23 protein-coding genes are annotated in these 25,398 nt (G+C 68.9%); 16 read left to right on the top strand and 7 right to left on the bottom strand.

What is annotated here, in order from left to right; genetic code table 11:
• Window positions 1–243 precede the first annotated feature (243 nt).
• From AncyloWKF20_RS16985 to AncyloWKF20_RS16975, 3 genes are read left to right on the top strand one after another with little or no spacing between them, the layout of a single operon-like run.
• A complete protein-coding gene (locus AncyloWKF20_RS16985; RefSeq protein WP_279315159.1) occupies window positions 244–933 on the top strand; it encodes a glutathione S-transferase family protein in 690 nt (229 codons plus the stop codon).
• Window positions 909–2,117: a tRNA epoxyqueuosine(34) reductase QueG gene (gene queG / locus AncyloWKF20_RS16980; RefSeq protein ID WP_279315158.1), complete on the top strand. Its 1,209-nt coding sequence runs from the start codon at window positions 909–911 to the stop codon at window positions 2,115–2,117. Before AncyloWKF20_RS16985 ends, queG begins: the two co-directional genes overlap by 25 nt.
• Window positions 2,114–2,995, top strand: a complete 882-nt coding sequence (locus AncyloWKF20_RS16975; protein ID WP_279315157.1) for an NAD-dependent epimerase/dehydratase family protein — start codon at window positions 2,114–2,116, stop codon at window positions 2,993–2,995. Before queG ends, AncyloWKF20_RS16975 begins: the two co-directional genes overlap by 4 nt.
• On the opposite strand, the gene AncyloWKF20_RS16970 is transcribed toward AncyloWKF20_RS16975, so the two are convergent.
• Entirely contained in the window at window positions 2,983–3,609 is a 627-nt protein-coding gene (locus tag AncyloWKF20_RS16970) for a TetR/AcrR family transcriptional regulator (RefSeq protein WP_279315156.1), read from the bottom strand. The two genes, AncyloWKF20_RS16975 and AncyloWKF20_RS16970, sit on opposite strands and share 13 nt — an antisense overlap.
• A 603-nt stretch (window positions 3,610–4,212) precedes the next feature.
• On the opposite strand from AncyloWKF20_RS16970, the gene AncyloWKF20_RS16965 reads away from it, so the two are divergent.
• Together AncyloWKF20_RS16965 and AncyloWKF20_RS16960 are read left to right on the top strand one after the other, a co-directional pair.
• Window positions 4,213–6,096, top strand: coding sequence for a KUP/HAK/KT family potassium transporter (locus tag AncyloWKF20_RS16965; protein WP_279315155.1), 1,884 nt, complete (start codon window positions 4,213–4,215; stop codon window positions 6,094–6,096).
• Window positions 6,097–6,358: 262 nt separating this feature from the next.
• On the top strand, window positions 6,359–7,432 hold the full coding sequence (locus tag AncyloWKF20_RS16960; RefSeq protein ID WP_279315154.1) for a UPF0104 family protein: 1,074 nt from the start codon (window positions 6,359–6,361) through the stop codon (window positions 7,430–7,432).
• A 9-nt stretch (window positions 7,433–7,441) separates the two neighbouring features.
• Here the strand turns inward: AncyloWKF20_RS16960 and AncyloWKF20_RS16955 are convergent, their stop codons facing one another.
• The gene (locus AncyloWKF20_RS16955) at window positions 7,442–8,113 is read right to left on the bottom strand and encodes a hypothetical protein (protein WP_279315153.1); all 672 of its coding nucleotides are present in this window, start codon (window positions 8,111–8,113) and stop codon (window positions 7,442–7,444) included.
• A 36-nt stretch (window positions 8,114–8,149) separates the two neighbouring features.
• The gene (gene ppk2 / locus AncyloWKF20_RS16950) at window positions 8,150–9,181 is read right to left on the bottom strand and encodes a polyphosphate kinase 2 (protein WP_279315152.1); all 1,032 of its coding nucleotides are present in this window, start codon (window positions 9,179–9,181) and stop codon (window positions 8,150–8,152) included.
• Window positions 9,182–9,296: 115 nt separating this feature from the next.
• Between ppk2 and AncyloWKF20_RS16945 the strand changes: the two genes are divergently transcribed.
• The 8 genes from AncyloWKF20_RS16945 (at window position 9,297) to AncyloWKF20_RS16910 (ending at window position 17,847) form a co-directional block, all read left to right on the top strand.
• The gene (locus tag AncyloWKF20_RS16945; RefSeq protein ID WP_279315151.1) at window positions 9,297–10,646 is read left to right on the top strand and encodes an ATP-binding protein; all 1,350 of its coding nucleotides are present in this window, start codon (window positions 9,297–9,299) and stop codon (window positions 10,644–10,646) included.
• Window positions 10,647–10,794: 148 nt separating this feature from the next.
• A complete protein-coding gene (gene pstS, locus AncyloWKF20_RS16940) occupies window positions 10,795–11,832 on the top strand; it encodes a phosphate ABC transporter substrate-binding protein PstS (RefSeq protein WP_279315150.1) in 1,038 nt (345 codons plus the stop codon).
• Window positions 11,833–12,080: 248 nt separating this feature from the next.
• Window positions 12,081–13,058 (top strand): phosphate ABC transporter permease subunit PstC, encoded by a 978-nt coding sequence (gene pstC, locus AncyloWKF20_RS16935; RefSeq protein ID WP_279315149.1) that lies wholly within the window; start codon window positions 12,081–12,083, stop codon window positions 13,056–13,058.
• A gap of 10 nt (window positions 13,059–13,068) precedes the next feature.
• Window positions 13,069–13,902 (top strand): phosphate ABC transporter permease PstA, encoded by an 834-nt coding sequence (pstA, locus tag AncyloWKF20_RS16930; RefSeq protein WP_279315148.1) that lies wholly within the window; start codon window positions 13,069–13,071, stop codon window positions 13,900–13,902.
• Window positions 13,903–13,910: 8 nt separating this feature from the next.
• On the top strand, window positions 13,911–14,732 hold the full coding sequence (pstB, locus tag AncyloWKF20_RS16925; RefSeq protein ID WP_279315147.1) for a phosphate ABC transporter ATP-binding protein PstB: 822 nt from the start codon (window positions 13,911–13,913) through the stop codon (window positions 14,730–14,732).
• A 19-nt stretch (window positions 14,733–14,751) separates the two neighbouring features.
• Window positions 14,752–15,465: a phosphate signaling complex protein PhoU gene (gene phoU / locus AncyloWKF20_RS16920; RefSeq protein ID WP_267584343.1), complete on the top strand. Its 714-nt coding sequence runs from the start codon at window positions 14,752–14,754 to the stop codon at window positions 15,463–15,465.
• Window positions 15,466–15,497: 32 nt separating this feature from the next.
• Window positions 15,498–16,199: a phosphate regulon transcriptional regulator PhoB gene (phoB, locus tag AncyloWKF20_RS16915; RefSeq protein WP_279315146.1), complete on the top strand. Its 702-nt coding sequence runs from the start codon at window positions 15,498–15,500 to the stop codon at window positions 16,197–16,199.
• A gap of 244 nt (window positions 16,200–16,443) precedes the next feature.
• Complete coding sequence (locus AncyloWKF20_RS16910; protein ID WP_279315145.1) at window positions 16,444–17,847, top strand: hypothetical protein; 1,404 nt, start codon at window positions 16,444–16,446, stop codon at window positions 17,845–17,847.
• A 15-nt stretch (window positions 17,848–17,862) separates the two neighbouring features.
• On the opposite strand, the gene AncyloWKF20_RS16905 is transcribed toward AncyloWKF20_RS16910, so the two are convergent.
• Window positions 17,863–18,960: a methylated-DNA--[protein]-cysteine S-methyltransferase gene (locus tag AncyloWKF20_RS16905; protein WP_279315144.1), complete on the bottom strand. Its 1,098-nt coding sequence runs from the start codon at window positions 18,958–18,960 to the stop codon at window positions 17,863–17,865.
• An 83-nt stretch (window positions 18,961–19,043) separates the two neighbouring features.
• Window positions 19,044–19,808: an SDR family oxidoreductase gene (locus AncyloWKF20_RS16900; RefSeq protein WP_279315143.1), complete on the bottom strand. Its 765-nt coding sequence runs from the start codon at window positions 19,806–19,808 to the stop codon at window positions 19,044–19,046.
• A 135-nt stretch (window positions 19,809–19,943) separates the two neighbouring features.
• On the opposite strand from AncyloWKF20_RS16900, the gene AncyloWKF20_RS16895 reads away from it, so the two are divergent.
• Complete coding sequence (locus tag AncyloWKF20_RS16895; RefSeq protein WP_279315142.1) at window positions 19,944–20,864, top strand: LysR family transcriptional regulator; 921 nt, start codon at window positions 19,944–19,946, stop codon at window positions 20,862–20,864.
• Window positions 20,865–20,889: 25 nt separating this feature from the next.
• On the opposite strand, the gene phaZ is transcribed toward AncyloWKF20_RS16895, so the two are convergent.
• A complete protein-coding gene (phaZ, locus tag AncyloWKF20_RS16890) occupies window positions 20,890–22,257 on the bottom strand; it encodes a polyhydroxyalkanoate depolymerase (protein WP_279315141.1) in 1,368 nt (455 codons plus the stop codon).
• 159 nt (window positions 22,258–22,416) lie between these two features.
• Between phaZ and AncyloWKF20_RS16885 the strand changes: the two genes are divergently transcribed.
• Window positions 22,417–23,817 carry an ActS/PrrB/RegB family redox-sensitive histidine kinase gene (locus AncyloWKF20_RS16885; RefSeq protein ID WP_279315140.1) on the top strand — a complete coding sequence of 467 codons (1,401 nt, stop codon included), beginning with the start codon at window positions 22,417–22,419 and terminating at the stop codon, window positions 23,815–23,817.
• Window positions 23,818–23,934: 117 nt separating this feature from the next.
• Window positions 23,935–24,483, top strand: coding sequence for an ActR/PrrA/RegA family redox response regulator transcription factor (locus AncyloWKF20_RS16880; RefSeq protein WP_279315139.1), 549 nt, complete (start codon window positions 23,935–23,937; stop codon window positions 24,481–24,483).
• A 49-nt stretch (window positions 24,484–24,532) separates the two neighbouring features.
• Here AncyloWKF20_RS16880 and AncyloWKF20_RS16875 read toward each other — a convergent pair whose 3' ends face one another.
• Entirely contained in the window at window positions 24,533–25,372 is an 840-nt protein-coding gene (locus tag AncyloWKF20_RS16875; RefSeq protein WP_279315138.1) for a class I SAM-dependent methyltransferase, read from the bottom strand.
• Window positions 25,373–25,398: the final 26 nt, after the last annotated feature.

The raw sequence follows: 25,398 nt of genomic DNA, 5'->3' as shown, positions 1-25,398 counted from the left end.
TCCCATAAGCCCCCGGACGAGCGGCCACGTGGGCCGCGCGCGCGGGGCGCGCGGGTGAAAACGCCGTCGGCGCGTTAACGATCCTTACACCCTGCCGCGAAAAATGCATGAACCTTACCCTGCGCACGGGCGGGGCGGGGTGCCATGTTGACGCCGCGATAACTTGCGATGAGGCGTCAACCCTTCTAGATCGGTCCTTCAGGCGGCGCCGTCGTCGGGGCGCGCCGAGGCTTTTCCCGGACAATGCAGCTTTATCATCATCCCTTCTGCGCGCATTCGCGCCTCATCCGCCTCGCTCTCGGGGAGATGGGGATCACGCCTGTGCTGATCGAAGAGCGGGCCTGGGAGCGCCGCCCCGAGTTCCTGATGCTCGACCCGGCCGGCACCACGCCGGTGCTGGTGGAGGATGATGGCCTCGTCGTGCCGGGCGTCGACGCGATCAGCGAATACATCGACGAGACACGCGGCCACGCCATGGGCGACCGCCGGCTGCTGCCGCAGGACATCTATGCCCGCGTCGAGGTGCGCCGCCTCGCCTCCTGGTTCAACCACAAATTCTACACCGAGGTGTCCGAGCCGCTGGTGCGCGAGAAGGTGTACAAGCGCTACATGCCGCGCGAGCTCGGCGGCGGGCCGCCGGACATGGCGGTGATCCGCGCGGCGCGGGCCAATATCCGCTATCATCTGCAATATATCGGCTGGCTGCTGAAGTCGCGGAACTGGCTGGCGGGCGAGCGCATGAGCTATGCCGACCTTGCCGCCGCCGCGCATATCTCCTGCGTCGACTATCTGGGCGACGTGCCGTGGGACGAGGATGAGGGAGCGAAGATCTGGTACGCGCGCATCAAGTCGCGTCCGGCCTTCCGGCCGCTGCTCGCCGTGACCATGGCGGGGATGCCGCCGGCGCCGTGCTACGCGGATCTCGACTTCTAGACCCGGCCGCCGCCAAGGCGCTTATCGCCGCCCTTGCCCGCGAGGAGGGCTTCGACGCCATCGGCGTCGCCGCGCCAGACTCCATCCCCGAGGCCGGCCCCCGCCTCCAGCACTGGATCGCGCAGGGCCGTCATGGCGACATGGACTGGATGCCGGAGACGGCGGAGCGCCGCGCCTCCCCCGCCCATCTGTGGCCGGAGGTGCGCGCCGTCGTCATGCTCGGCCTCAATTACGGGCCGGACGAGGATCCCCGCGCCGTGCTGGCCGCCCGCTCCAACGGGGCAATCTCGGTCTATGCGCGCGGCGACGATTATCACGAGCTGATCAAGGGCAAGCTCAAGCGCATCTGCTCGCGCTTCGTGCCGCGCGCCGGCGGGCCGGAGGCGGTCGCGGTGAAGGTGTTCGTCGATACCGCGCCCTTGATGGAAAAGCCGCTGGCGCAGGCCGCCGGCCTCGGCTGGCAGGGCAAGCACACCAATCTGGTCTCCCGGGCCAAGGGCTCGTGGCTGTTCCTCGGCGCCATCGCCACAACGCTGCCGCTGCCGCCGGACGCGCCCGAGATCGACCATTGCGGCTCCTGCCGCGCCTGTCTCGATGCCTGCCCGACGGGCGCGTTTCCCGCGCCCTACCAGATCGACGCCCGGCGCTGCGTCTCCTACCTCACCATCGAGCATCGCGGACCGATCCCGCAGGAGCTGCGCGCAGGCATTGGCAACCGCATCTATGGCTGCGACGACTGCCTCGCCGCCTGCCCGTGGAACAAGTTCGCGCAGGCCGGCCACGAGGCGCGCCTCGCCGCTCGCGACGAGAACCGCGCCCCGCCGCTCGCCGAACTGGCGGGGTTGGACGATGCCGCCTTTCGCGCGCGCTTCACCAAGAGCCCGATCAAGCGCACCGGGCGCACCCGCTTCCTGCGCAATGTGCTGATCGCCATTGGAAACTCGGGTGATATCGCTCTCGTTCCGGCGGCGGAACGACTGCTCGACGATCCCGCCCCGCTCATTCGCGGCGCGGCGGTGTGGGCGCTGGCACGGCTGCTTGACGCCGACGCCTTCGCCCGTCATGCCGCACGCCATGCCGGGGAGCCCGATTCCGAGGTGCGGGCCGAATGGCACCTCGCCGGGCACCCCGCCTCCCCGCCGCCAGCTTCCCTGCCGCCCGCCGCCGAACGGACGACCGCATGACCACGCTTCTCTGCCTCGGCTATGGCTATAGCGCCCGGCACCTCGTCGCCCGGCACGGGGCGTCCTTCACGCACATCATCGGCACTGCCCGTGCGCCCCGGTTTGAGCCGGGCGTGGACATGCTCGCCTTTGACGGGGTGCCGAGCGATGAGCTCTACGCGGCGCTGGAGACGGCCGATGTCGTGCTCGCCTCCGCCGCGCCGGGCGAGGCGGGCGATCCGTTTCTCGGGCCTCTCGGCCCCGCTTTCGCCACCGCGCGCGGAAAAGGCCCGCTGATCTACCTCTCAACCATCGGCGTGCATGGCGACAGCGGCGGCGCCTGGATCGACGAGACGGCCCCGCTCGACGCGGAAGCCCCCCGCGCCCGCCGGCGCGTGGCGGCGGAGGCGGCGTGGCGGAGGGCGGGTCAGGCGGCCGGCCGGCCGGTCGCGGTGCTCAGGCTCGGCGGCATTTACGGGCCGGGGCGCAACGCGCTGCTCGACATTCGGGCCAGCACCGCCCGCTGCATCGAGCGGCCGGGCCAGGTGTTCAACCGTATCCATGTCGGGGACATCGCCGGGGCCATCCATGCGGCGGCGACGCAGGCTTTCGACGGCGTGGTCAATGTGGTGGATGACGAGCCCTCGCCCTCCTGCGCCCCGGTGCGCTTCGCCGCCGGGCTACTCGGGGTGGAACCGCCGCCCGCCGTCCCCTTCGAGATCGCGGCGGCCACCATGTCGCCCATGGCGCTGTCCTTCTGGGCGGATAACCGGCGGGTGCGTAACGACCGACTGCACGCGCTGCTCGGCGGGGCTCTCACCTACCCGACCTATCGCGAGGGGCTCACCGCGCTGCTCGCGGAGGGCGAAGGCCGCGCCGCGCCCGGTCAGCCGGGCTGATCGCTCGGGCAGCACCGGGGCGCATAGGCACGCAGGAAGGCCCCGACCGTGAAGGTCACCACCCGGTCGATCTCCTCATCCGAGGAGGAACTGCCGCAGAAGAAGGCCGGCAGCACGATGCGTGAATGGCAGCCGATGACGAACTGCCAGGACGCGAGCTCCACATCGTCGATCACCAGCTCGCCGGCGGCGACCTTGGCCCGCAGCCACTCGGAAAGCAGCGCGACCGCCCGCTCCTGCGCCGAGGCGTAGTAGAGCCGGCCGATCTGCGGCAGCTTTTCCGCCACGCCGATCACCATGCGCACCGTGGCGACATTGGCCGGCTGGATCATGGCGCGGATGTAGCGATGGCTCAGCGCCACCAGCGCCGCCTGCACGTCCTCGTTGGGGTCGAGCACGAAACAGTGCTCGGCCGTCCGCTCGGACTGTTCGCGCACCAGCGCGGCGAACAGCTCCTCCTTGGAGGGAAAGTAGACATAGAGCGTGCCCTTGGAGACGCCGGCGGCGCGGGCGATCTCACCCATGCTGGCGCCGTCGAAACCCTGCGCCAGAAACACCTCGCGGGCGCCGTTCAGGATCTGCCGCGACTTATCGCGTCCCGGCGGGACCGACACGCCACAGCTTGGCGCATCACAGGCGAGGGTCGGCGACAGGGCGGGAAATACGTTCACGAGTCGGACCTGACTAGGCGCAAAACAACCGGAAAAAGGTTCAAAGTGCGATTGCGACACCATGCCACGAAGCGCCCCTTCTCCCAAGCGTCAGATGGCTCCGTCGAAATTTTTGACCAAACCGTTCAGTTTTGCTTGCCGACGTCCCGCGTCGTGGGTAGAAGAGTGCTCAGCCGCGGCGCTGGCTTGAAGGTCCCCGCAAGCCTTCATCGAAGCCGGCACCGATGGTCGAGGGAGGAGGGTTAATTCCGCCCCCCAATCCTCCTCCCTCAGCCTCCCCCGCACCGGCGTACCGGCCAACGAAGCCGTCGCGGCCACCCGTTGCGCCGCGCCGTCCGCCGGGATCGCGCGATCGAACGGTCACCGCAGTCGGCTCCCCCTTGGCGCGCGGGCCAGAGCGGGGTAATGCTGCGCTGCCGTGCCCCGGCCGGTCTGCGCGATTGCGGAGCCTCATGACGCTGATATTCCCTGTTCGCCGACGGCAAGGCCGCGCTGCGCGCCCGGCGTCGGACGTATGCGTCCGCGTACGGGCGGCTCATCCCCATCATGGCTAGCCGCAGCGCGACGTCCGGGCGAGCCTTGCCGCTCGCCGCCGAGCTCGCCGCGCTGGGCGTGGTGTTCGGCGATATCGGCACCAGCCCGCTCTACGCCTTCAAGCAGGGCCTGATCGCGGTCGGCGGCGCGGCGGTGACGGATGCCGAGGTGCTCGGCCTGCTCTCGCTGGTTACCTGGGCCATCATCCTTTCCATCTCGATCAAATATGTCTCGCTGGTGCTGCGGGCGGACAATGACGGCGAAGGCGGCATTCTCGCCCTCGTCACCCTGCTCGACCTGCACCGCAGCGCGACCGGCAAGAGGCTGCTGCTGCTGGTCGCCGGACTGATCGGCGCCGCCATGCTGATCGGCGACGGCGTGCTGACCCCGGCCATGTCGGTGCTCTCCGCCATCGAGGGGCTCGAGGTCATCGCCCCCGCGCTCGACCACTGGATCGTCGCCGTCACCGTGCTGGTGATCCTGCTGGTGTTCTTCTCGCAGCGGGCCGGCACCGAGCGCATCGGCACCTTCTACGGGCCGGTCATGCTGCTCTGGTTCGGCTCGCTCGCGGCGCTCGGCGTGTACGGCATTCTGCAGGCGCCGCAGGTGCTGTGGGCGCTCGATCCGCGCCACGGCATCGCCCTGCTCAACGATCACATCTGGTTCGCCGGCGCCGTGCTGGGCGCCACCTTCCTCGCCATCACCGGCGGCGAGGCGCTCTATGCCGATCTCGGCCATTTCGGGCGCAAGGTCATCACCCGCGCCTGGCTCCTGGTCGCCATGCCGGCCCTGCTGCTCAACTATTACGGCCAGGGCGCCATCGTGCTGGTGAACCGCGACGCGGTGCGCAACCCGTTCTACGACCTGTCGCCCGATTTGTTCGACGTGCCGCTGCTGATCCTCGCCACGGCGGCGACGGTGATCGCCTCGCAGGCCATCATCACCGGCGTGTTCTCGCTGGCCAAGCAGGCCATAGAGCTGGGCTACCTGCCGCCGATGCGCATCCGCTACACCAGCGAGCACAACGACCAGCACATCTATGTCGGCCGGCTGAACTGGATCATGATGATCGCCTGCGCGCTCATCGTCATTTCCTTCGGCTCGTCGGACCGGCTCGCCTCGGCCTATGGCATCGCGGTCGCGATGGCGATGGTCTCGACCACCATCCTGTTCGTCGCCTATGTGCGGCGCAGCTGGCACTGGCCGCTGCCTCTGCTCATCGTGCTCGCCGGCGGCCTTCTGGTCATCGACCTGTCCTTCGCCGCCGCCAACCTCACCAAGCTGCATGATGGCGGCTGGCTGCCGGTGACCATCGCCGCCATCGTGCTCCTCATCATGGTGTCGTGGCGGCGCGGGCTGGAGGGGCTGGGTATTCAGCAGCGCCGCTTCACCGAGCCGCTCGACGCCTTCGTCGCCCGCGGCCGGCCGCCGGCCTGCGCGATCAGCCCGCGCACCGCCATCTTCCTGTCGCGCGGCGGGGCGGTGACGCCGGTGGCGCTCGGGCGGGTGTCGGACCTGCTCAACGTCCAGTTCGAGCGATCCGTCATCGTGTCGGTCTGGATCGCCTCGCGCCCGCGCGTTCCGGTGGACGAGCGCGTGCGGGTGCTGCCGCTCGACCCGTTCCATGTGCGGGTGGATGTGCGCTTCGGCTACATGCAGCCGATCGACGTGCCGGCGGTGCTCGGCCCGGCGCTCTACGCGCAGGGCATCGACCCGGACGAGGCGGTCTATGTCATCGGCCATGAGCGCATCATCCCGCCGGAAGACATACGTGGCGTGCGCGACGTGCTGGCCCATGTCTTCGCCTTCCTGGCGCGCAACGCCGAACGCTCGGTGGATCGCTTCGGGCTGCCGCGCCCGCGCACCATCGAGATCGGCTACCCCGTCCGCTTGTGAGGCCGGGGGTCATCAAGACGGAGCAATACGGCGCGACGTCATCGGGCTTGGGCGATCACGCTGGCGCGAGCGGGGGCGCGCCGCCACGCCGCCGCCCCCATCTGTGCGCACAAGCCAGCCGCCGCGTGGCTGTCACACCCCCACCCATGCCGACATGCGGTAATGCGCCGCCCGGGCGCCTAAGCGGTTTCGCCCGGCCCTCGGGTCTGATAGGGCTGCGGCCAACCACCACGAACGCGGCAAAGATGATGGTGAGCGAGCGATGAAGGGGCTTAAGGCCATACTTGGATGGCTGCGCGGGCATGTGGGCTGGCACACGCTCGGCGTGGTCGCCAGTCTCGTCATCATCGGCATCGCCGCCGTGGTGCTCTACGAGATGCTCCGCAACATCCATCCGGCCGAGGTGCTGGACGCCCTCACGGACACCGATCCGTGGCGGGTGGCGCTGGCCGCGCTGTTCGTAGCGGCGGCCTATTTCACGCTGACCTTCTATGACTGGTTCGCCCTGCGCACCATCGGCAAGCCGCATGTGCCCTACCGCACGGCGGCGCTCGCCTCCTTCACCTCCTACTCGATCGGCCACAATATCGGCTTCTCCGCCTTCACCGGCGGCACGGTGCGCTACCGCATCTATTCGGCGCACGGGCTCGGCGCGGTGGATGTGGCCAAGCTCTGCTTCGTCACCGGCCTCACCTTCTGGCTCGGCAATATCGCCATGCTCGGTCTCGGCATCACCGTCGAGCCCTGGGCGGCGAGCGCCGTCGACCAGTTGCCGGCTTGGATCAACCGGCTGATCGGCCTCGGCCTGCTGGCCGGCCTTGCCGCCTATGTCGTCTGGGTGGGGCTCAAGCCGCGCCGCATCGGCGTCGGGCAGGGCCACTGGACGGTCACGCTGCCCGGCTGGAAGCTGACGCTGCTGCAGATCTGCATCGGCATCATCGACTTGGCCTTCTGCGCGGCGGCGATGTATGTGCTGATGCCGCAGACGCCCTATATCGACCCGATCGCGCTCGGCGTCGTCTTCATCTCGGCGACGCTGCTCGGCTTCGCCAGCCACGCGCCGGGCGGGCTCGGCGTGTTCGACGCGGCGATGCTGGTGGCGCTGTCGCAGTTCGAGACCGAGGCGCTGCTGGGCGCGCTGCTGCTGCTGCGCCTGCTCTATTATGTGACGCCCTTCGCGCTCGCCCTCATCATCCTCGGCATTCGCGAGGTGCTGATGAGCCGGCGCAAGCGCCACATTCCCCCGCCGGCCGTATCGGTCGATCCGCTGGCCGAGCCGCCGGTTTTGGAACCTGAGGCGGCCGAGCCCGCGCCACGCCGCGTGCTGAATGGCTGATCGCGCTCGCTAGCGCAGCAGGCTGGGCAAACCGGGCATCATGCTCTGCATGCCGGTGGGCAGGCGGGTGACCTTCACGCCCGCCGGCAGCTCGAACAAGGCCGCGTCCAGCGGCTGGCGCACGACCTCGGTGGCTTCGAACAGCACGCGCGGCTTGCCGCTGATCTCGGCCTTCGCCCGCAGCGCGATGCCGTCCTCGGTGATGCAGGCCTCGACCGGCGTGCCGGTGCGGTCCTCGCGGGTGCGCCAGACATGGCAGGTCTCGCCCGCCACCTTCTCCGTGCCGCCCCGCGTGCCTTGCCCGCCGGGATCGAAGGCGGCGAAATCGGCCGGCAATTCGACATCGAACGCCCGGTTGCCCATGCCGGGTAGGGCGACCAGCATCAGCATGCGGTTGCGGGCGAGATCGACGATACCGGTCATGTCGCCGGGCATGTCGGCCTGCGTGAGCTCGACACGCATGCGTTCGCCGCTATGGGCGATCGTCATCCGGGCGTCCTGCGGGCCCTTGGCCGTGAGACGATAATCGACCTGCGGGCGTGGCAAGGGTTCGGTCGCCTGCCCTGCACCCACCGGCCGGACGGGCAGGAAGGCCAGCACGGCGCAGACCGGCAACGCCGCCCACCGGGCCGCCGCGCCTCCTCGGCTATGGTGCCGTGCCCGTTCCAGCGCCGTCATCATGTCCTCGAATCCGCCCGTCATACCGACCTTAATACCTCAGAACGCCTGGCGTTCCAGAAAGGTCCGCCCATCCATCACGATGGCCGGATCGGGCACGCCGACCACGCGGTCGTCGCGCCCTTCATAGGGAAGATGCGACAGGATCTGCCGGATGGCGCCCAGGCGGGCGCGCATCTTGTCGTTGGAGAGCACGGCGGTCCACGGCGCGGCCGCGCTGTGGCTCGCCTCAATCATGGCGTTGCGCGCCGCCGAAATGGCGTCCCAGCGCGAGGGCGCGGAGAGGTCCACCGGCGAGAGCTTCCACTGCTTGAGCGGATCCTTGTGCCGCGCATGCAGACGCTTGAGCTGCATTTCCCGGCCGATATCGAGCCAGATCTTGAACAGGCGTATGCCGTCATCCACCAGCATCTTCTCGAAGATCGGCACCTGGTCGAGGAACTGCGCCGTCTGCGCGGGGGTGCAATAGCCCATCACAGGTTCGACCACGGCGCGGTTGTACCAGGAGCGGTCGAACATCACGATCTCGCCCTTATAGGGCATGTGCGCGACATAACGCTGAAAGTACCATTGCGCGCTCTCGATCTCGGTCGGCTTGTCGAGGGCGACCACCCGCACATAGCGCGGGTTGAGATGCTGCACGAAACGGTGGATCGTGCCGCCCTTGCCGGCGGCGTCGCGCCCCTCAAAGACGATGACGATGCGCTCGCGCGACTTCTTCACCCAGTCCTGCACCTTGAGCAGCTCGATCTGCAGCGCGCGCAACTCCTCCTCATACACGCCGCGCTTGGGCCGGTCGGTGTAGGGGTAGTTGCCGCTGCCATAGGCGCGGCTGTCGATGATCTCCGGCAGCTCGGGGGCGTCCACCGAGAAGGTGGCGAGCGCGCGGGCGAGCCGGCTCTCCTCGCCGTCGATGCCCGATGCCGCCGTCCCGTTGGCTTTGGCGGCGCCCTTGGCCGCCTTCTTGTCAGCCTTCTTGTCGGCCTTGCGGGAGCCGCTTGCCGAGGCCGACTCGCTCCGGGAAGACTCGCTCCGGGAAGCCTTGGCGGCCGTTTCCGGCTTCTTCGTCATATGGAAGCCTCGCAACTGTACAATAAGGCGCGGTCTCGTTCATGCTCGCGCGGGGACCGATTCCGTATCGGGCGGCAAGCATAGCGAATTCCCCCGCTCTCAGGAAACGGTCAGCATGGCCAGCGAACCCGCATCTCACGCTCCCGCGTCCACCGCCGAAGACACGCTCGGCGGGCGCCTCGCCGGCGCGCGCGGCACGCTGGGCGCGGCCGCGCTGGGGCTCGCCGGGGCGGTGTGGATGGATGCTATAGCGCCGACACCCGCCCTGATAATCGGCGCGCTGGTGCTCGCCGGCGCCCTCCTGCCCGGCCCGCGTCGCCCCGTGGCCGCCGCCCTCGCGCGGCTCACGACGCAAGGCGAACCCCGCCCGCTGCGCCTCGGCGCCGGCGAGGAGCGCCTGACCGCGCTGGTGCGCGCACTGCCCGAGGCGGCCCTGCTGCTCGATCCGCGCGGCACGGTGCTGGTCGCCAATGCCCGCGCCACCGGCATCGTCGCCAGCGTCCGGGTCGGCGATCCCGTCTCCTTCGCCGTGCGCGTGCCGGAAGTGCTGGAGGCGATCCGCGCCGCCGCCGCCGACGGCCAGCCGCGCCGCATCGAATTCGCCGAGCGCGTGCCGATCGACCGCTGGCTGCGCGCCGACATCGTGCCGATCCGCTCGGCCGAGACCCGCGAGCGGGCCGACCGGCGCGCCACTGACGCGGTGCTGGTGAGCTTCATCGACCTCACCCAGCAGCGCCGCATCGAGCAGATGCGCGTCGACTTCATCGCCAATGCCAGCCACGAGCTGCGCACCCCGCTCGCCTCGCTCTCCGGCTTCATCGAGACGCTGCAGGGCCCGGCCCGCAACGACACCAACGCCCGCGAGCGCTTCCTAAAGATCATGGGCGAGCAGGCGCGCCGCATGTCGCGGCTCATCGACGACCTGCTCTCGCTCTCGCGCATCGAGCTGAACGCCCATTTGCGGCCGGAGACCGAGATCGACCTCGTCGCCATTGTCGGCCATGTGCGCGACACGCTGGCCCCGCTCGGGCGCGAACGCGGCGTCGAGGTCGCCTTCGTCCATCCCGCCGCGCCGGTGACGGTGAAGGGCGACCGCGACGAGCTGTTCCGGGTGTTCGAGAACCTCGTCGAGAACGCGCTGAAATATGGCGCGACCGGCGGCAAGGTGGAGGTCACCATCACCCGCGAGGGGGGCGATGCCCTTGTGGCGGTGCGTGATTTCGGCCCGGGCATCGCGCCCGAGCATGTGCCGCGGCTCACCGAGCGCTTCTACCGCGTGGACACCGCCCATTCGCGCGAGCAGGGCGGCACGGGGCTGGGCCTCGCCATCGTCAAGCACATCGTCGCGCGCCACCGCGGACGGCTCGGTATCGAGAGCACGCCGGGCGAGGGCTCGACCTTTTCCGTACGGCTTGCCGCACTCGCCGCGACCGACGCAAAAGCGCGCGATAATTCAACAGCTTAGGCTGTCATCAAGGCGTCACCCACCCGTCATACAACCGTGGCGCCGGGACGTTAGATAAGCCCGTGTCACCCATTTCCGCCGCCTCCGGCCAACGGAGCACCGGGCAAGGGCCCGTGTGCTGCTGGTCTCCCAGATCAGGAGAAGACCCTTGAAGCTCACCCACATCCTCGGCGCTGCGCTGTCGCTCAGCCTCACGCTGCCGGGCGCCGCCTTCGCGGCCGATATCAACGGCGCTGGCGCGTCCTTCCCCGCCCCGGTCTATCAGGCCTGGGCTGCGGCCTATAAGGAGAAGACCGGCACGGGCCTGAACTATCAGTCGATCGGCTCCGGCGGCGGTCAGAACCAGATCGTCAACCGCACCGTCGATTTCGGCGCCTCCGACGCGCCGATGAAGGACGACAAGCTGGTCGAAGCCAACCTGCTGCAGTTCCCGACCGTGATCGGCTCGGTCGTCGCCATCTTCAACCTCGACGGCGTGGACAGCCTCGTCCTCTCCGGCCCGGTGCTTGCCGATATCTATCAGGGCAAGATCACCAAGTGGAACGACGCCAAGATCGCCGAGCTGAACAAGGGCGCCAAGCTCCCCGACCAGGCGATCGTGCCGGTCTACCGTTCGGACTCGTCGGGCACCTCCTTCGTGTTCACCTCCTACCTCGCCGCCGCCAGCGGCGACTGGAAGTCGAACGTCGGCGCCGCTTCTTCCGTCCAGTGGCCGACCGGCGCGGGCGCCAAGGGCAATGAAGGCATTGCTGGCACCGTGAAGAACACCAAGGGCGCCCTCGGCTACGTCGAGTTCGTCTACGCCGCCGCCAACAAGCTCTCGGCCGCCGATCTCGTGAACAAGGCCGGCAAGGTCGTGAAGCCCGAGACCAAGGCGTTCGTCGAGGCCGCCGCCGCCGCCGACTGGAAGGGCGCGAAGAACTTCGCCGCCTCGATGATCGACACCGCCGGCCCGGGCGCCTGGCCGATCACCTCCGCCACCTACATCCTGCTGCCGAAGAACCCGACCAACGCCGCCCAGTCGGCCGACGTCATCAAGTTCTTCAACTGGGCCTACACCGCCGAGGGCGACGCCATCGCCGAGAAGCTGCACTACATCCCGCTTCCCGACGCCGTCGTCACCGACATCAAGAAGGCCTGGTCCGCCGAGGTCAAGGCCGACGGCAAGGCCGTCTGGACCAACTGATCGGATCCCGATCCCTGCCGAAGGGGCGGCCGTTGCGGCGGCCGCCCCTTTTGTGTCAGTGCTAGGCGCTCACCAGCCTCTCCCGGCACCGCCGCCTTCCGACGGCGGCCCGACAACGACCCGAACCGACGAACCGACACGTTTTTCGAGCACCCGCCCGACATACGGGCCGCCCGAGCCCGGTCCCGGATGCCGGCCGTAAAGGTCGCCCGCGGGGCCCCCACCGGCGCCGTCAGGATCACAGGAACATGGACGCCACTCTCACCGGAACGCAGGCGAGTTCGGTCATCGCCACCGCACACAAGCCGACCGGCCGCATCAGCGATCCGATCTTCGTCGCCCTGCTCTGGGCCAGCGGGATCTTCGTGCTGATCCTGCTCGGCCTCATCATCGCCATGCTGTTCGAGGGCGGGCTGCCCGCGCTGAAGGAATTCGGCATCAGCTTCCTGTGGTCGACCTCGTGGAACCCGGTGACCGAGCGTTTCGGCGCCGGCGTCATGGTGTCGGGCACGCTGTTCAGCGCCGTCATCGCCGTCATCGTGGCGCTGCCGCTGTCCTTCGGCATCGCCTTCTTCCTGACCGAGATCGCGCCCGGCCCGCTGCGCCGGCCGATCGGCGTCGCCGTCCAGCTTCTGGCCGCGATCCCCTCCATCATCTATGGCATGTGGGGCTTCTTCATCGTCGTGCCGCTGATGGCCGCCTATGTGCAGCCGCCGCTGATCGAACTGCTCAGCCCCATCCCGTTCATCGGCGCGCTGTTCCAGGGCCCGCCGCTCGGCGCCGGCATGCTGACCGCCGGCCTGATCCTCGCGCTGATGATCCTGCCCTTCATCACCGCCATGTTCGTCGAGGTGCTGGAATCGGTGCCGCCGATGATCAAGGAATCGGCCTATGGCGTCGGTGCCACCACCTATGAGGTCTACCGCAACGTCTCGGTGCCCTATGGCCGTGCCGCCATGGTCGGCGCGGTGATGCTGGGCCTCGGCCGCGCGCTGGGCGAGACGATGGCCGTGACCTTCGTCATCGGCAACGCCACGCGCATGAGCGCCTCGCTCTTCGCCCCTGGCGCCACCATCGCCTCGACCATCGCCAACGAGTTCCCGGAAGCCTCGCAGGGCTCGCTGAAGCTGCAGGCGCTGCTGGAGCTCGGTTTCATCCTGTTCGTCATCTCCTTCATCGTGCTGGCGCTCTCGCGCCTGCTGGTCCGCTCGAAACTCAAGGGCTGAGGGAACGCCGATGTCATCGCTCGCCCGCCGTCGCGCCACCGACTACACGGTCAAGGCCATCTCCACCGGCTTTGCCGCCCTGTCGCTGGTGCTGCTCGCCTGGATCCTGTGGACCCTGCTCTCGCGCGGCCTGCCCGCGCTCGGCCCGCACGTCTTCACCAAGATCACCGCGCCGCCCGGCGCGGGCGGTGGCCTGCTCAACGCCATCGTCGGCTCGCTGATCCAGATCGGCGTCGCCCTCGTCATCGGCACGCCGATCGGGCTGATGTGCGGCACCTTCCTCGCCGAGAACGGCCGGGGCACGCAGATCGCCAACGCCGTGCGCTTCGTCAATGACGTGCTGCTCTCGGCGCCCTCGATCCTCATCGGCCTGTTCGTCTACCAGCTCCTCGTCGTCCCGGTCGGTGGCTTCTCCGGCTGGGCCGGCTCGATCGCCCTGGCGATCCTGGTCATCCCGGTCGTGGTGCGCACCACCGAGGACATGCTGAACCTGGTGCCGATCGGCCTGCGCGAGGCGGCCTTCGCGCTCGGCGCGCCGCAGTGGAAGGTCGTGACCTTCATCACCTGGCGCGCGGCCCGCGCCGGCATCGTCACCGGCATCCTGCTGGCCGTCGCCCGCGCCGCCGGCGAGACCGCGCCGCTGCTGTTCACCTCGCTCGGCAATAATGGCTGGTCGATCAGCCTCAACGCGCCGATGGCCTCGCTGCCGATCGCCATCTATCAGTACGCCGCCAGCCCCTTCGAGGACTGGGTCGCCCTGGCCTGGGCCGGCGCGCTCATCATCACCGTCGGGGTGCTGACCCTGAACATTCTTTCCCGCCTCGTCCTGGCGAAGATGAAGTGAGACGGACCATGAATTTCGCTGCTGAAACGTCGATCGACATCGCCTCCGCCGTGAACCGCGCCACCGCGCCGTCCGCCGAGCCCAAGCTCAAGGTCGAGGGGCTGAATTTCTTCTATGGCGACAACCACGCCCTGAAGAACATCAATTTCGAGATCCCCGAGAAGCGCGTCACCGCGATGATCGGCCCCTCGGGCTGCGGCAAGTCCACGCTGCTGCGCATCTTCAACCGCATGTACCAGCTCTATCCGGGCCAGCGCGCGGAAGGGAAGATCCTGTTCGACGGCGTCGACCTGCTCTCCAAGGAGCTGGACTCCACCGTGGTGCGCTCGCGCATCGGCATGGTGTTCCAGAAGCCGACGCCCTTCCCGATGTCGATCTATGACAACATCGCCTTCGGCGTGAAGCTGCATGAGCGGCTCTCCAAGGCGCAGATGGACGAGCGCGTGGAGTGGTGCCTGCGCAAGGCGGCGATCTGGGAGGAGACCAAGGACCGTCTCCACACCTCCGCGCTCGGCATGTCCGGCGGCCAGCAGCAGCGCCTGTGCATCGCCCGCACCATCGCCGTGCGCCCGGAAGTGATCCTGCTCGACGAGCCCACCTCGGCGCTCGACCCGATCTCGACCTCGAAGATCGAGGACCTGATCGACGAGCTGAAGCAGGAATTCACCATCGTCATCGTGACGCACAACATGCAGCAGGCGGCGCGCTGCGCCGACATCACCTCCTTCTTCTATCTCGGCGAGCTGATCGAGGTCGCCGCGTCGAACGAGATCTTCACCAATCCGCGCGAGGCCCGCACCCGCGACTACATCACCGGCCGCTTCGGCTGAGCCGGCAGAGGAGCCTCCCATGACCGAACATATCGTTTCGTCCTTCGACGCCGACCTCAAGGAACTCAGCCGCCGCGTGGTGGAGATGGGTGGTCAGGCCGAGCGCCTCGTCGCGGATTCGGTCGAGGCGCTGGTCAAGCGCGACACCGAGCTCGCCCAGAAGGTGATCGTGCTCGACGGCCCGGTCGACCTGCTCCAGCGCGAGATCGAGGAAAAGGCCATCCTCACCATCGCCCGCCGCCAGCCGCTGGCCGGCGACCTGCGCGAGATCGTGGCCGCCATGCGCATCGCCAACGACCTCGAGCGCATCGGCGACCTCGCCAAGAACACCGCCAAGCGCGTGCTGGCGCTGACCGGCGAGTTCCACCCGCAGAAGCTGGTGCGCGGCGTCGAGCACATGTCCGGCATGGTGCTGGAGCAACTCAAGATGGTGCTGGACTCCTATGCCAGCCGCGACAATGACCGCGCGCTGGAAGTCTGGCGCCGCGATGGCGACATCGACGTCCTCTACACCTCGCTGTTCCGCGAACTCCTGACCTATATGATGGAGGATCCGCGCAACATCTCGCTGTGCACGCATCTGCTGTTCTGCGCCAAGAACATCGAGCGCATCGGCGACCACGCCACCAACATCGCCGAGACCGTGAACTATCTCGCCACCGGTCAGCAGCTCACCGACGAGCGGCCGAAGCAGGATACCAGCAGCCTCACCTCGCTGCCCTTCCCGGCCTGAGGCCGGCGTGACCGACGACCGGGGATGACGCCATGCCCACCAATATTCTGATCGTGGAGGATGAGGAGCCCCTCACCCTCCTGCTGCGCTACAACCTCGAATCCGAAGGCTATGCCGTCGACAGCGTGGGGCGCGGCGACGAGGCGGAGACCCGGCTGCGCGAGAGCGTGCCGGACCTCCTGATCCTCGACTGGATGCTGCCGGGCCTCTCCGGCATCGAGCTGTGCCGGCGCCTGCGGGCCCGGCCGGAGACCGAGCGCATGCCCGTTCTCATGCTCACCGCCCGCGGCGAGGAGACCGAGCGGGTGCGCGGCCTCGCCACCGGCGCCGACGACTATGTGGTGAAGCCCTTCTCGGTGCCCGAGCTGGTCGCCCGCGTGCGGGCCCTGCTGCGCCGGGCCAAGCCCGAGCATGTCTCGACGCTCTTGCGCGCCGGCGACATCGAGCTCGACCGCGAGACCAAGCGCGTCCACCGCGCCGGGCGCGAGCTGCATCTCGGCCCGACCGAATTCCGGCTGCTCGAATTCCTCATGCAGTCGCCCGGCCGGGTCTATTCGCGCGAGCAACTGCTCGATGGCGTGTGGGGCCAGGACGTCTATATCGACGAGCGCACGGTCGACGTGCATGTCGGCCGCCTGCGCAAGGCGCTCAATCGCCCGCGCCAGCCGGACCCCATCCGCACCGTGCGCGGCTCGGGCTACTCGTTCAACGAGATGTTCGCCCGCGCCCATTGAGCGGGGGCGAAGCGATGTTCGCCCCCGTGCCCTAGGCGCGGAACCTGAATGACAAGCCGCCGATCCGCGAGGACCGGCGGCTTTTTCATGAAGGCGCGGAGCCCGCGTGCCAGCCCCTACCGCGCCCCTGCCGCGTTGCCTCCCGCGGCGGGATATGAAACATCATCCGCCTACCGCGACGGTGCGCGTCTCATTCGCTCCCTGCCGGCGCGGTCCTCCCGATGGAGAGCGGATGGTCACGTCAATGTCAGCGCCCGAGAGCGCGCCTCTGCCGGAGGCAGACGCCGGCGAGGCCCGACGGGCCGATCTATGGGCCGCCTTCCTGCTGGCGGGCCTCGCGACCGCCTTTATCGCCTTCACAGTCTGGCCGGGGCTGATGTCGTTCGACAGCCTCTATGCCTACCGCCAGTCCATTGAGGGGGTCGACACGGCGCTATGGCCGCCCGTGCATGACTATCTGTTCTTCATCTTCCGGCACCTGCCCGGCAATCCCGGCGGGCTGCTGCTCTTCCAGTCCTTCGCCCTGTTCCTCTCGGCCAACCTCATCATCCGCCATCTCGCGCCATCGGCCACCGTGTCGGTCCCGCTCATGGCGATGTTCTTCGGCCTGTTCGTCGCGTTTCCCACGCTGCTCGGCGCCCTGATCGTGCTGTGGAAGGACGTGACCGTCGGCACCTTCGCCGTCATGGCGGTCGCCCTTTGGCTCTCAGGCACGCGCCGCTTCTCCTGGGCGAGATTCCTCGCGCTGTTCGCCTGCGTCACCATCTCCATCGCACTGCGCTACAACGCCCTGCCGCTGGTGCTGCCCTTCATGCTGCTGGTCGTCTGGCGGCCCGCCGGTCCCGCATCGACCGGCCGGCAGCAGGCGGCGGCCGGTCTCGGCATCGTGGTGACGCTGGCTCTTGCCTATGCGAGCACGCTCTGGCGCCTGCCGGACCTCCAGCGGCTGCCGTCGGTCGCGCCGATGATGACGAACATCAAGCTGTGGGACATCGCCGGCACCTCGGTCTGCGCCGGGCAGTCCCTGCTGACCGATGTCGTCACCCCCGGCGACCCGTTCACGGTGGAGGAGCTGCGGGCGCTGTACAATCCCCGCCATATCAACCTGACCTTCGACACGCCGCTATGGAATGAGCGCCTCGGCACCCGCTATGTGTGGCGCAGCGTGCCGGCCATCGAGCAGCGCTGGCGGGAGATTCTGGTCGCGCATCCCGGCTGCTATCTCGCCACCCGCCTTGCGGTGTTCGAGCAGCAGATGGGCCTCAACACCCCCGTCACCTATTACCCGACCCATGGCGGCATCGACGACAATCCCTACGGCTTCACCCTGGCCTTTCCCGAGCGCGCGGCCCGCCTCATCCAGATGATCGTCGAGGGCGCCAACGCGCCGTGGCGGCGTGGCTATGTGCTGGCGGGGCTTGCCCTGTTCTTCCTGCTGCCGGCGCTGTGGATCGACCGGCGGGGCGCAATACTGCCGCTCGCGCTCTATGCCGGCACGCTCGGTTTTCTGGGACTGCTCTTCGTCGCCGCCCCGGCGGGGGATGCGCGCTACATCTTCCCGCCCGGCGTGTTCGCGGCACTGGTCATCGTCACCTCGCTGGCCTGCATTGCCCGCGCGCGCCACGCGCGCCGCGTCCTAGCGCTGTAGGGAAAGACGCGCGCCTCACCCCGTCCGCTGCGGCCGCACGCGGTACTGCGCCTCGATCTCCAGCAGGCGCTGCTTGCGCCAGAGGCCGCCGCCATAGCCGGTGAGCGCGCCATCCGCGCCGATGACGCGGTGGCAGGGGATGATGAGGGCCAGCTGGTTGGCGCCGTTCGCCCGCGCCACCGCGCGAATGGCCGCGGGCGTGCCGATGCGGCGGGCGATCTCGGCATAGCTCACGCTCTCCCCCGCCGGGATGCGCCGCAGCTCCGCCCAGACGGCGCGGGTGAAGGCGCTGCCGTCGAGCGCGACGGGCGTCGCGAAATCCGCCGAGCGCCCGGCGAAGTAGGCGCCGAGCTCGGCGCGGATTTGCTCGGTCGGCGCCGTGCTGCCAATGCCGAGCGCGCCCTTCACGCCCTGGCGCAGCCGGGCGATCTCGGCCGGCAGGCCGCGCCGCTCGACGAATTCGAGCAGGTGCAGATGGGTGGGGCTGGAAATGGCGATCATGTCGCCGAGCGGCGTGCCGATCCAGTCGGCCAGCAGCCGCCCTTCGCCGGCGATGTCGCCGGGGGCGCAGCCGATCAGCCGGGCGAAGGCGGCGCGGAAGGCGCTCGCCGACTGAAACCCCGCCTCCTGCTGCGCGGCGATCACCGAGCCGCCAAGCGCCATCGTCTCGAAGCCCTCGCGCAGCCGCCGGTGGCGGGCCATGTCGAGAAAGGTCATGCCGAAATGCCGCTTGAAGGCGCGCCGCACGGTGGAGAGGTCATAACCCATGCGGGTGATGTCCTCCTCGCCGAAGCGGTAGGCCGGGCGGGCATCGAGCGCGGCGAGCAGGGCGGCGATCATCGGATCGGCTTCCGCCGCCGGCTGGAGCGGGTGGCACCTCTTGCAGGGGCGGAACCCCGCCTCGATGCATTCTCCGATGGTCGGCCGGAAGGTGCAGTTCTCGGCGAGCGGCTTGCGCGCCGGGCAGGTCAGCCGGCAGAAAATGCCGGTAGTGGCGACGCAGACATAGACGCGCCCCTCATAGGTCGCCTCGCGCGCCAGCAGCGCCCGGTAGAGTGTCGCCGGGTCCGGCAGGGTCAGGTCGAACAAATCATGTAGCGTGTCGGTCGCCATGATCGGACGCTAGCACCGCGCGGGCGCCCTCGCCGCCGGAAAACGGGCGGTTATTTCCCCGCCCGTCCTTCCCTCGCGGCCTCTCAGGTCCGGGTGATCGACAGGCCGCCATCGACCAGATGCGCGGTGCCCGAGACAAAGGACGACTCGTCCGAGGCGAGATAGAGCACCGAGCGGGCCAGTTCCTCGGGGCGCGCGACGCGCTTCAGCGCATGCAGGCCGGTGACGAAGGCTTGCGCCTCGGGCGTGTCATTGGCCTCGCGGTACATCTCCGTCTCCACCGCGCCAGGCAGCACGGCATTGACCCTCACCCCTTGCGGGCCGAATTCGGAAGCCAGCGCCTGGGTGAGGCCGATCAGCCCGGATTTCGAGGCGGCATAGGCGGCAAGGCCCGGAAACGCCGTGGTGTAGCCGACAAAGGTCGAGGTGAAGATCACCGAGCCGCCGCCGGTCGTTAGCATCTGGGCAATCTGGTGCTTGGCACCGAAAAAGGCGCTGGTGAGGTTGGTCGCCAGCGTGTCCTCCCACCCCCCACCGGAGACGCCGGTGCTCGGCCCCTTCTCGCCCAGCGTGCCGGCATTGTTGAAGGCAATGTCGAGCCGGCCGAAACGCTCGACCGCCAGCGCCACCAGCGCCCTGGCGTAGTCTTCCGAGCGCACGTCGCCCGCCAGCGCCACGGCCTCGCCGCCGCCGGCCGCGATCTCGGCGACCAGCGTGTCGAGCTCCGCCTGGCGGCGGGCGCCGACCACGACCTTCGCGCCCTCGGCGGCGAACAGCCGCGCGGTGGCGCGGCCAATGCCGGAGCTGGCCCCGGTGACGATCGCCACCTTGCCATTGAGACGTGACATGAGATTTCTCCGTGATTCCAGAAGGGCCTGCCACCGGACGATCCCGGCCGGCCCGCTTCGTCACAGAGTATGGCCCGCGCTGTGCGTTCGGATTAGACTGCCGGAAATGGAATTCATGTCCGGAAAAACCGAACGATGAAACTCGACGGCATCGCCGCCTTCGTCGCCATCGCCGAGGCCGGCTCGATCAGCGAGGCGGCGCGCCGGCTGCGCCTGTCGAAATCGGTGGTCAGTGATCGGCTGGCGCAGCTCGAGCAGCGTCTGGGCGCGCGCCTTGTGCATCGCTCGACCCGCCGGCTGTCGCTGACGGAGGATGGCGCGGCCTTTCTGGAGATGGCGTCGGAATCGCTGCGCGGGCTCGACGCGGCGGTCGCCACGCTGGCGGAGCGGCGCGGCACGCTGGCCGGCCCGCTGAGGATTTCCGCCCCGGTGACGCTCACCGCCCTGCATATCGGCCCGGCGCTCTACCCGTTCCTGCGCCGCCATCCGCAGATCGAGCTGAGCATCGAGCTTGATGACCGCGTGGTCGACGCGCAGGCGGAAGGCTATGACGGCGTCATCCGCCACGGGCCGATGCGCGACAGCCCGCTCACCGCCTGGCTTCTCGCCCGCAGCCGGCGCGTGCTGGTGGCCTCACCCGATTATCTGGAACAGCACGGCACGCCCCGCGACCTGACAGAACTCAATGACCATCGCGGGATTTTCTACACCCATCGCGGCCTTGCCGACTGGCAGTTCATGGCCGAGTCCGGCCGCGTGCAGGTGCGCGCCAAGGTCGGGTTGCAGGTCAATAACGGCATGATCATGCGCGACGCGGCCATCGCCGGGCTCGGCATCACCATGCTGCCGCTGTTCATCGCCGGACCCGCCATCCGCGACGGTACGCTGCGCGTGATCGAGGTCGGCGCCGAACCGGAAGCAGAATTCATCTATGTCGCGCATCCCGAGGGCCGCAATCCCACCGCCAAGCTGCGCGCGCTGGCGGAGTGCCTGCGCGCGGCCTTCGGCGATCCGCCCTATTGGGAAGCCGGGATAGAGGCCGAGCCGGCCATGTGACCGGTTCGGTCAGGGCGCGCTCACCTCACGAGGCGGGCGCGTCGGCCGGCGCGTTGTGGCCCTTGCGCGGCCAGTTGTGCGAGAGCACGAAGTCGGAGATGCGCGGGGCGATCTCGGCGCGGAAGCGCGAGCCGTTGAACACGCCATAATGGCCGACGGTCGGCTGGAGGTAATGCGCGCGCTTGTCGTCGGAAAGGCCCGAACACAGCGTCTGCGCCGCGCGCGTCTGGCCAACGCCGGAAATGTCGTCGTTCTCGCCCTCGATGGTGAGCAGCGCGACATTGCGGATCTTGGACGGGTCCACCTTCGCACCACGATGGGTCATCTGACCCGTCGGCAGCGCATGGTCGATGAACACGGTCTGCAGCGTCTGCAGATAATATTCCGCCGGCAGGTCCATGACCGAGAGGTACTCGTCATAGAACTCGCGGTGCTTGGCGGCGGAATCGCCGTCGCCCTTCACCAGATGGCGGAACATGTCGGCATGGGCCTGCAGATGGCGCTCGAAATTCATCGCCATGAAGCCGTGCAGCTGCAGGAAGCCGGGATAGACCTGCCGCATGAAGCCGCTCTTAGGCCACGGCACGGTGGTGATGACGTTGCGGCGGAACCAGTCGATGCCCCGCTCCTTGGCGAAATCATTCACCGCGGTCGGGCTTTCGCGCGTGTCGATCGGCCCGCCCATCAGCACCATGGAGGCCGGCACGTCCGGGTCGCCCATCTCTTCCATGCGCGCCACGGCGGCGAGCACCGGCACCGCCGGCTGGCAGACGGCGAGGGCGTGAACGCCGCCGCCGAGATGGCGGAAGATGTCGATGACATAGTCGATATAGTCGTCGAGATCGAAACGCCCCTCGCTCATCGGCACGTTGCGGGCGTCCGTCCAGTCGGTGATGTAGATGTCGTGATTGGGCAGCAGCGTCTGCACCGTGCCACGCAGCAGCGTCGCGTAATGGCCGGAGAGCGGGGCGACGATCAGCATGCGCGGCTGCGGCCGGCGCGGATTGACCGGGAAATCGCGCTGGAAATGCAGCAGGCGGCAGAAGGGCCGCTCCCACACCGTCTCGATATGGACGGGCACGCGGGTAGCGCCGACCACCGTCTCGGTGATGCCCCAGTCCGGCTTGCCGTAGCGCCGCGTCGTGCGTTCGAACATCTCGCAGGCGGCGGAGATCGACTTGCCGAAGCCGGTATGGGCGAGCGGGTTGGCCGGGTTGCGGTAGTAGAGCCGGTTGGCATCCACCAGCATGCGCAGCGGATCGAGCGCCGCATGGCCCATCTCATACATCCAGTAGAGCGGACGCGAGAAGGCCGATGCCGCTTCCAGCGTGGCCTCCGGCGGCGGGGCCGCCTCGTCGAGATCCGTCAGATCGCCGAAGACGCCGATGGCCATTGAAGTCCTCCATCTCCGTGCCGGCGGGACTGTCCGCCGGAGACGCGATGCTTTGTGCGTTGCAGCATAAATAGGCTCTTTCGCCGCGCCGTCAAATCGGGCGCGCCCTCGCCCTTTCGTCGTATCTGCCTGTATAGAGGAAGCCGCGACGGGGAACACATGACGCTTTCGCTCGATCATCCCATTGGCGAACGGTTTTTCGGCCTCCGGCTGGACACGCTCATCCGCTTGCGCTGGCTGGCGATTTCCGGCCAGACGCTGGCGATCGTGGTGGTGCAATGGCTGCTCGGCTTCACCCTGCCGCTCGGCGCGTGCCTCGCCGTTGTCGCGCTCTCGGCTTGGCTGAACCTTGCATTGCGGCTGCGCAACCCTGGCGCGCGCCGGCTCTCCGATGTCGAGGCGGCCTGGCTGCTGGCCTATGACATCCTCCAGCTCGCCGCCCTGCTGTTCCTCACCGGGGGGCTGGCCAACCCCTTCGCGCTGCTCTTCCTCGCCCCGGTGCTGATCTCGGCCACCGCGCTCTCGCCGCGCACGACGATCCTGCTCGGCATCCTGGCGGCGATCTGCGCGGGCCTCGTCGGGCTGTGGCAGATGCCGCTGCCCTGGGCGACCGACGGCACGCCGATGGCGCCGGTGCTGCCCCCGCTCTACCTCGCCGCCATCTGGCTGGCGCTGGCCATCGCCATCGGCTTCATCGGCGTGCATGCCTGGCGGGTGGCGGAAGAGACGCGCGAATTGTCGGAGGCGCTGGCCGCCACCGAGCTGGTGCTGGCCCGCGAGCAGCACATTTCGGCGCTGGACGGGCTCGCCGCCGCCGCCGCGCATGAGCTGGGCACGCCGCTCGCCACCATCACCGTGGTGGCCAAGGAACTCGCCCGCGCCGTGCCCGACGACAGCCCGCTCGCCGACGATATCCGCCTGCTGCGCGAGCAATCCGAGCGCTGCCGCACCATCCTGCGCCGCCTCACCTCGCTGGAGGCGGGCGACGCGCCCTTCGACCGCATGCCGCTGTCGCACATTCTGGAAGATGTGGTCGCCCCGCACCGCAATTTCGGGATCGCCATCACCATCGCCGTGCCCGCCCCCGCCGGCGACGAGCCGGTGATCGCGCGCAATCCCGGCCTGCTCTACGGCCTCGGCAACATCGTCGAGAATGCCGTCGATTTCGCCGAGAGCGCGGTGAACGTCATCGCCAGCTGGAGCGAGACCGAAGTCGCCGTCACCTTCACCGATGACGGGCCGGGCTTCCCGCCCGAGCTGATCGATTCCATCGGCGCGCCCTATGTGACCAGCCGTGGGCGCAACCGCTGGCGGCGCGACGCCGCTCCCGAGGCCGAGGAGGAGACGCGCCAGGGGCTCGGGCTCGGCGTTTTCATCGCCAAGACGCTGCTGGAGCGCTCCGGGGCAGAGCTGAGCTTCGTCAACCGCGCCGCGCCCGCTCATGGCGCCTCGGTCACCGTGCGCTGGCCGCGCGCCAAGATCGACATTTCGGAAGAAGGGGACGAGCCCGCCCCGGAGAGCGAGTTGACGGAAGATCCGATCCCGCGCACCGGTTTGTGACACTGCCTTGACCTTGCGCAACATGCGACAATTTTGCGCTGCCGAGCCGGGTCGTGTACGTTCGTACAAAGACCAGAAAAAGAAATGTCGCCCGGCGCGGCACATGGGAAGGCCCAGATGCTTGATATCACCTCGGACGCGCAGGACCGCTCGCTGCTGATCGTCGACGACGATCGCCCGTTCCTGCAACGGCTCGCCCGTGCGATGGAATCGCGCGGTTTCAACGTCACCACCGCCGAGACCGTCGCCGACGGCCTCGCCAGCGTCGAAGGCTCCGCCCCGGCCTATGCCGTGGTGGATATGCGCCTCGGCGATGGCAATGGCCTCGACGTGATCTCCGCGCTGAAGCGGCGCCGGCCGGAAGCGCGCGGCATCATCCTCACCGGCTATGGCAACATCGCCACCGCCGTCACCGCCGTGAAGGTGGGCGCGGTGGATTATCTCGCCAAGCCGGCGGATGCCGACGACATCTGCGCCGCGCTCAACGCGCAGGGCGACTACAAGCCCCAGCTGCCGGAAAACCCGATGTCGGCCGACCGGGTGCGCTGGGAACACATCCAGCGGGTCTATGAGCTGTGCGGGCGCAACGTCTCGGAGACGGCCCGGCGCCTCTCCATGCACCGCCGCACGCTCCAGCGCATCCTGGCCAAACGCGCCCCGCGCTGAGGTTGATCCCGCGCCGTCCGCTCACGAGGCCGGGCGGCGCACCTTAGGTTCAGCCGCCCGGGCGGCGCGCCACCACGGCACTGATCTCCGTCACCTCCTCGAAGCGCCCCTCCGGCGCGAGAGCGTCGAGCCGCGCCCGCAATTCATCGGTGAAGGCGTCCAGCCGATCGCCCAGCACGGCCGGCGAGGTGCCCGAGCGCGACAGAGCGAGCCCGACAATATCCTCCACCGACCGCTCGATCCGAACGATGCGGGCGAGGCGCTCGACTTCAGTGAAGGGCGAGGCGAGCAGCACCGCCTCATGCGGCGCCCAGGCGGAAGAGCGGCGCAGCCGGCGCTCGGCCGCCCGCTCCGCCGCATAGTGATCGCCCAGTTCTTCCAGCATCGGCCGGTAGTCCGGCGCGGCCCAGAGGGCGCGGTCGCCCATCAGCACCACTGCGCCATCGGGCTCGATCAGGCGGTCGAGACCGGCCAGCGTGGCCGGCCGGTCCATCCAGTGGAAGGAGCGGCCCATGGTCACCATCCGAAAGCGCGGCAGCGCGCCCGGCAGGTCATAGGATGAGCCCTCCACCGTGGTGATGACCACACCCGCCGCCGCCGCGGCCGCGCGCACCGCCTCAAGCATGGTCGGCTCGGGGTCCATCGCGGTCACCTCCAGCCCCAGCCGGGCGAAGGCGAGGGCGAGCGGGCCGGGCCCGCAGCCGAGATCGAGCACGCGGTCGGCGTAGCGCAGGCCGAGATGGCGGGCGACGGAGGCGATCAGCTCGGCTGGGTAGGGCGTGCGGTAGCGCTCATAGAAGGCGACGGTCGACTGGAACCGCGCGGCGTCGAACGGCATGATCGGGGCAGGCACGGTCGGCGCGGCGACAGGCGAAAGAGCGGCATCCATCACGGGGCTCCTGCGTCAGCATAGAG

The sequence above is a fragment of the Ancylobacter sp. WKF20 genome (genome assembly GCF_029760895.1).
Lineage (GTDB): Bacteria > Pseudomonadota > Alphaproteobacteria > Rhizobiales > Xanthobacteraceae > Ancylobacter.
This window is presented reverse-complemented; position numbering and strand designations above follow the sequence as displayed.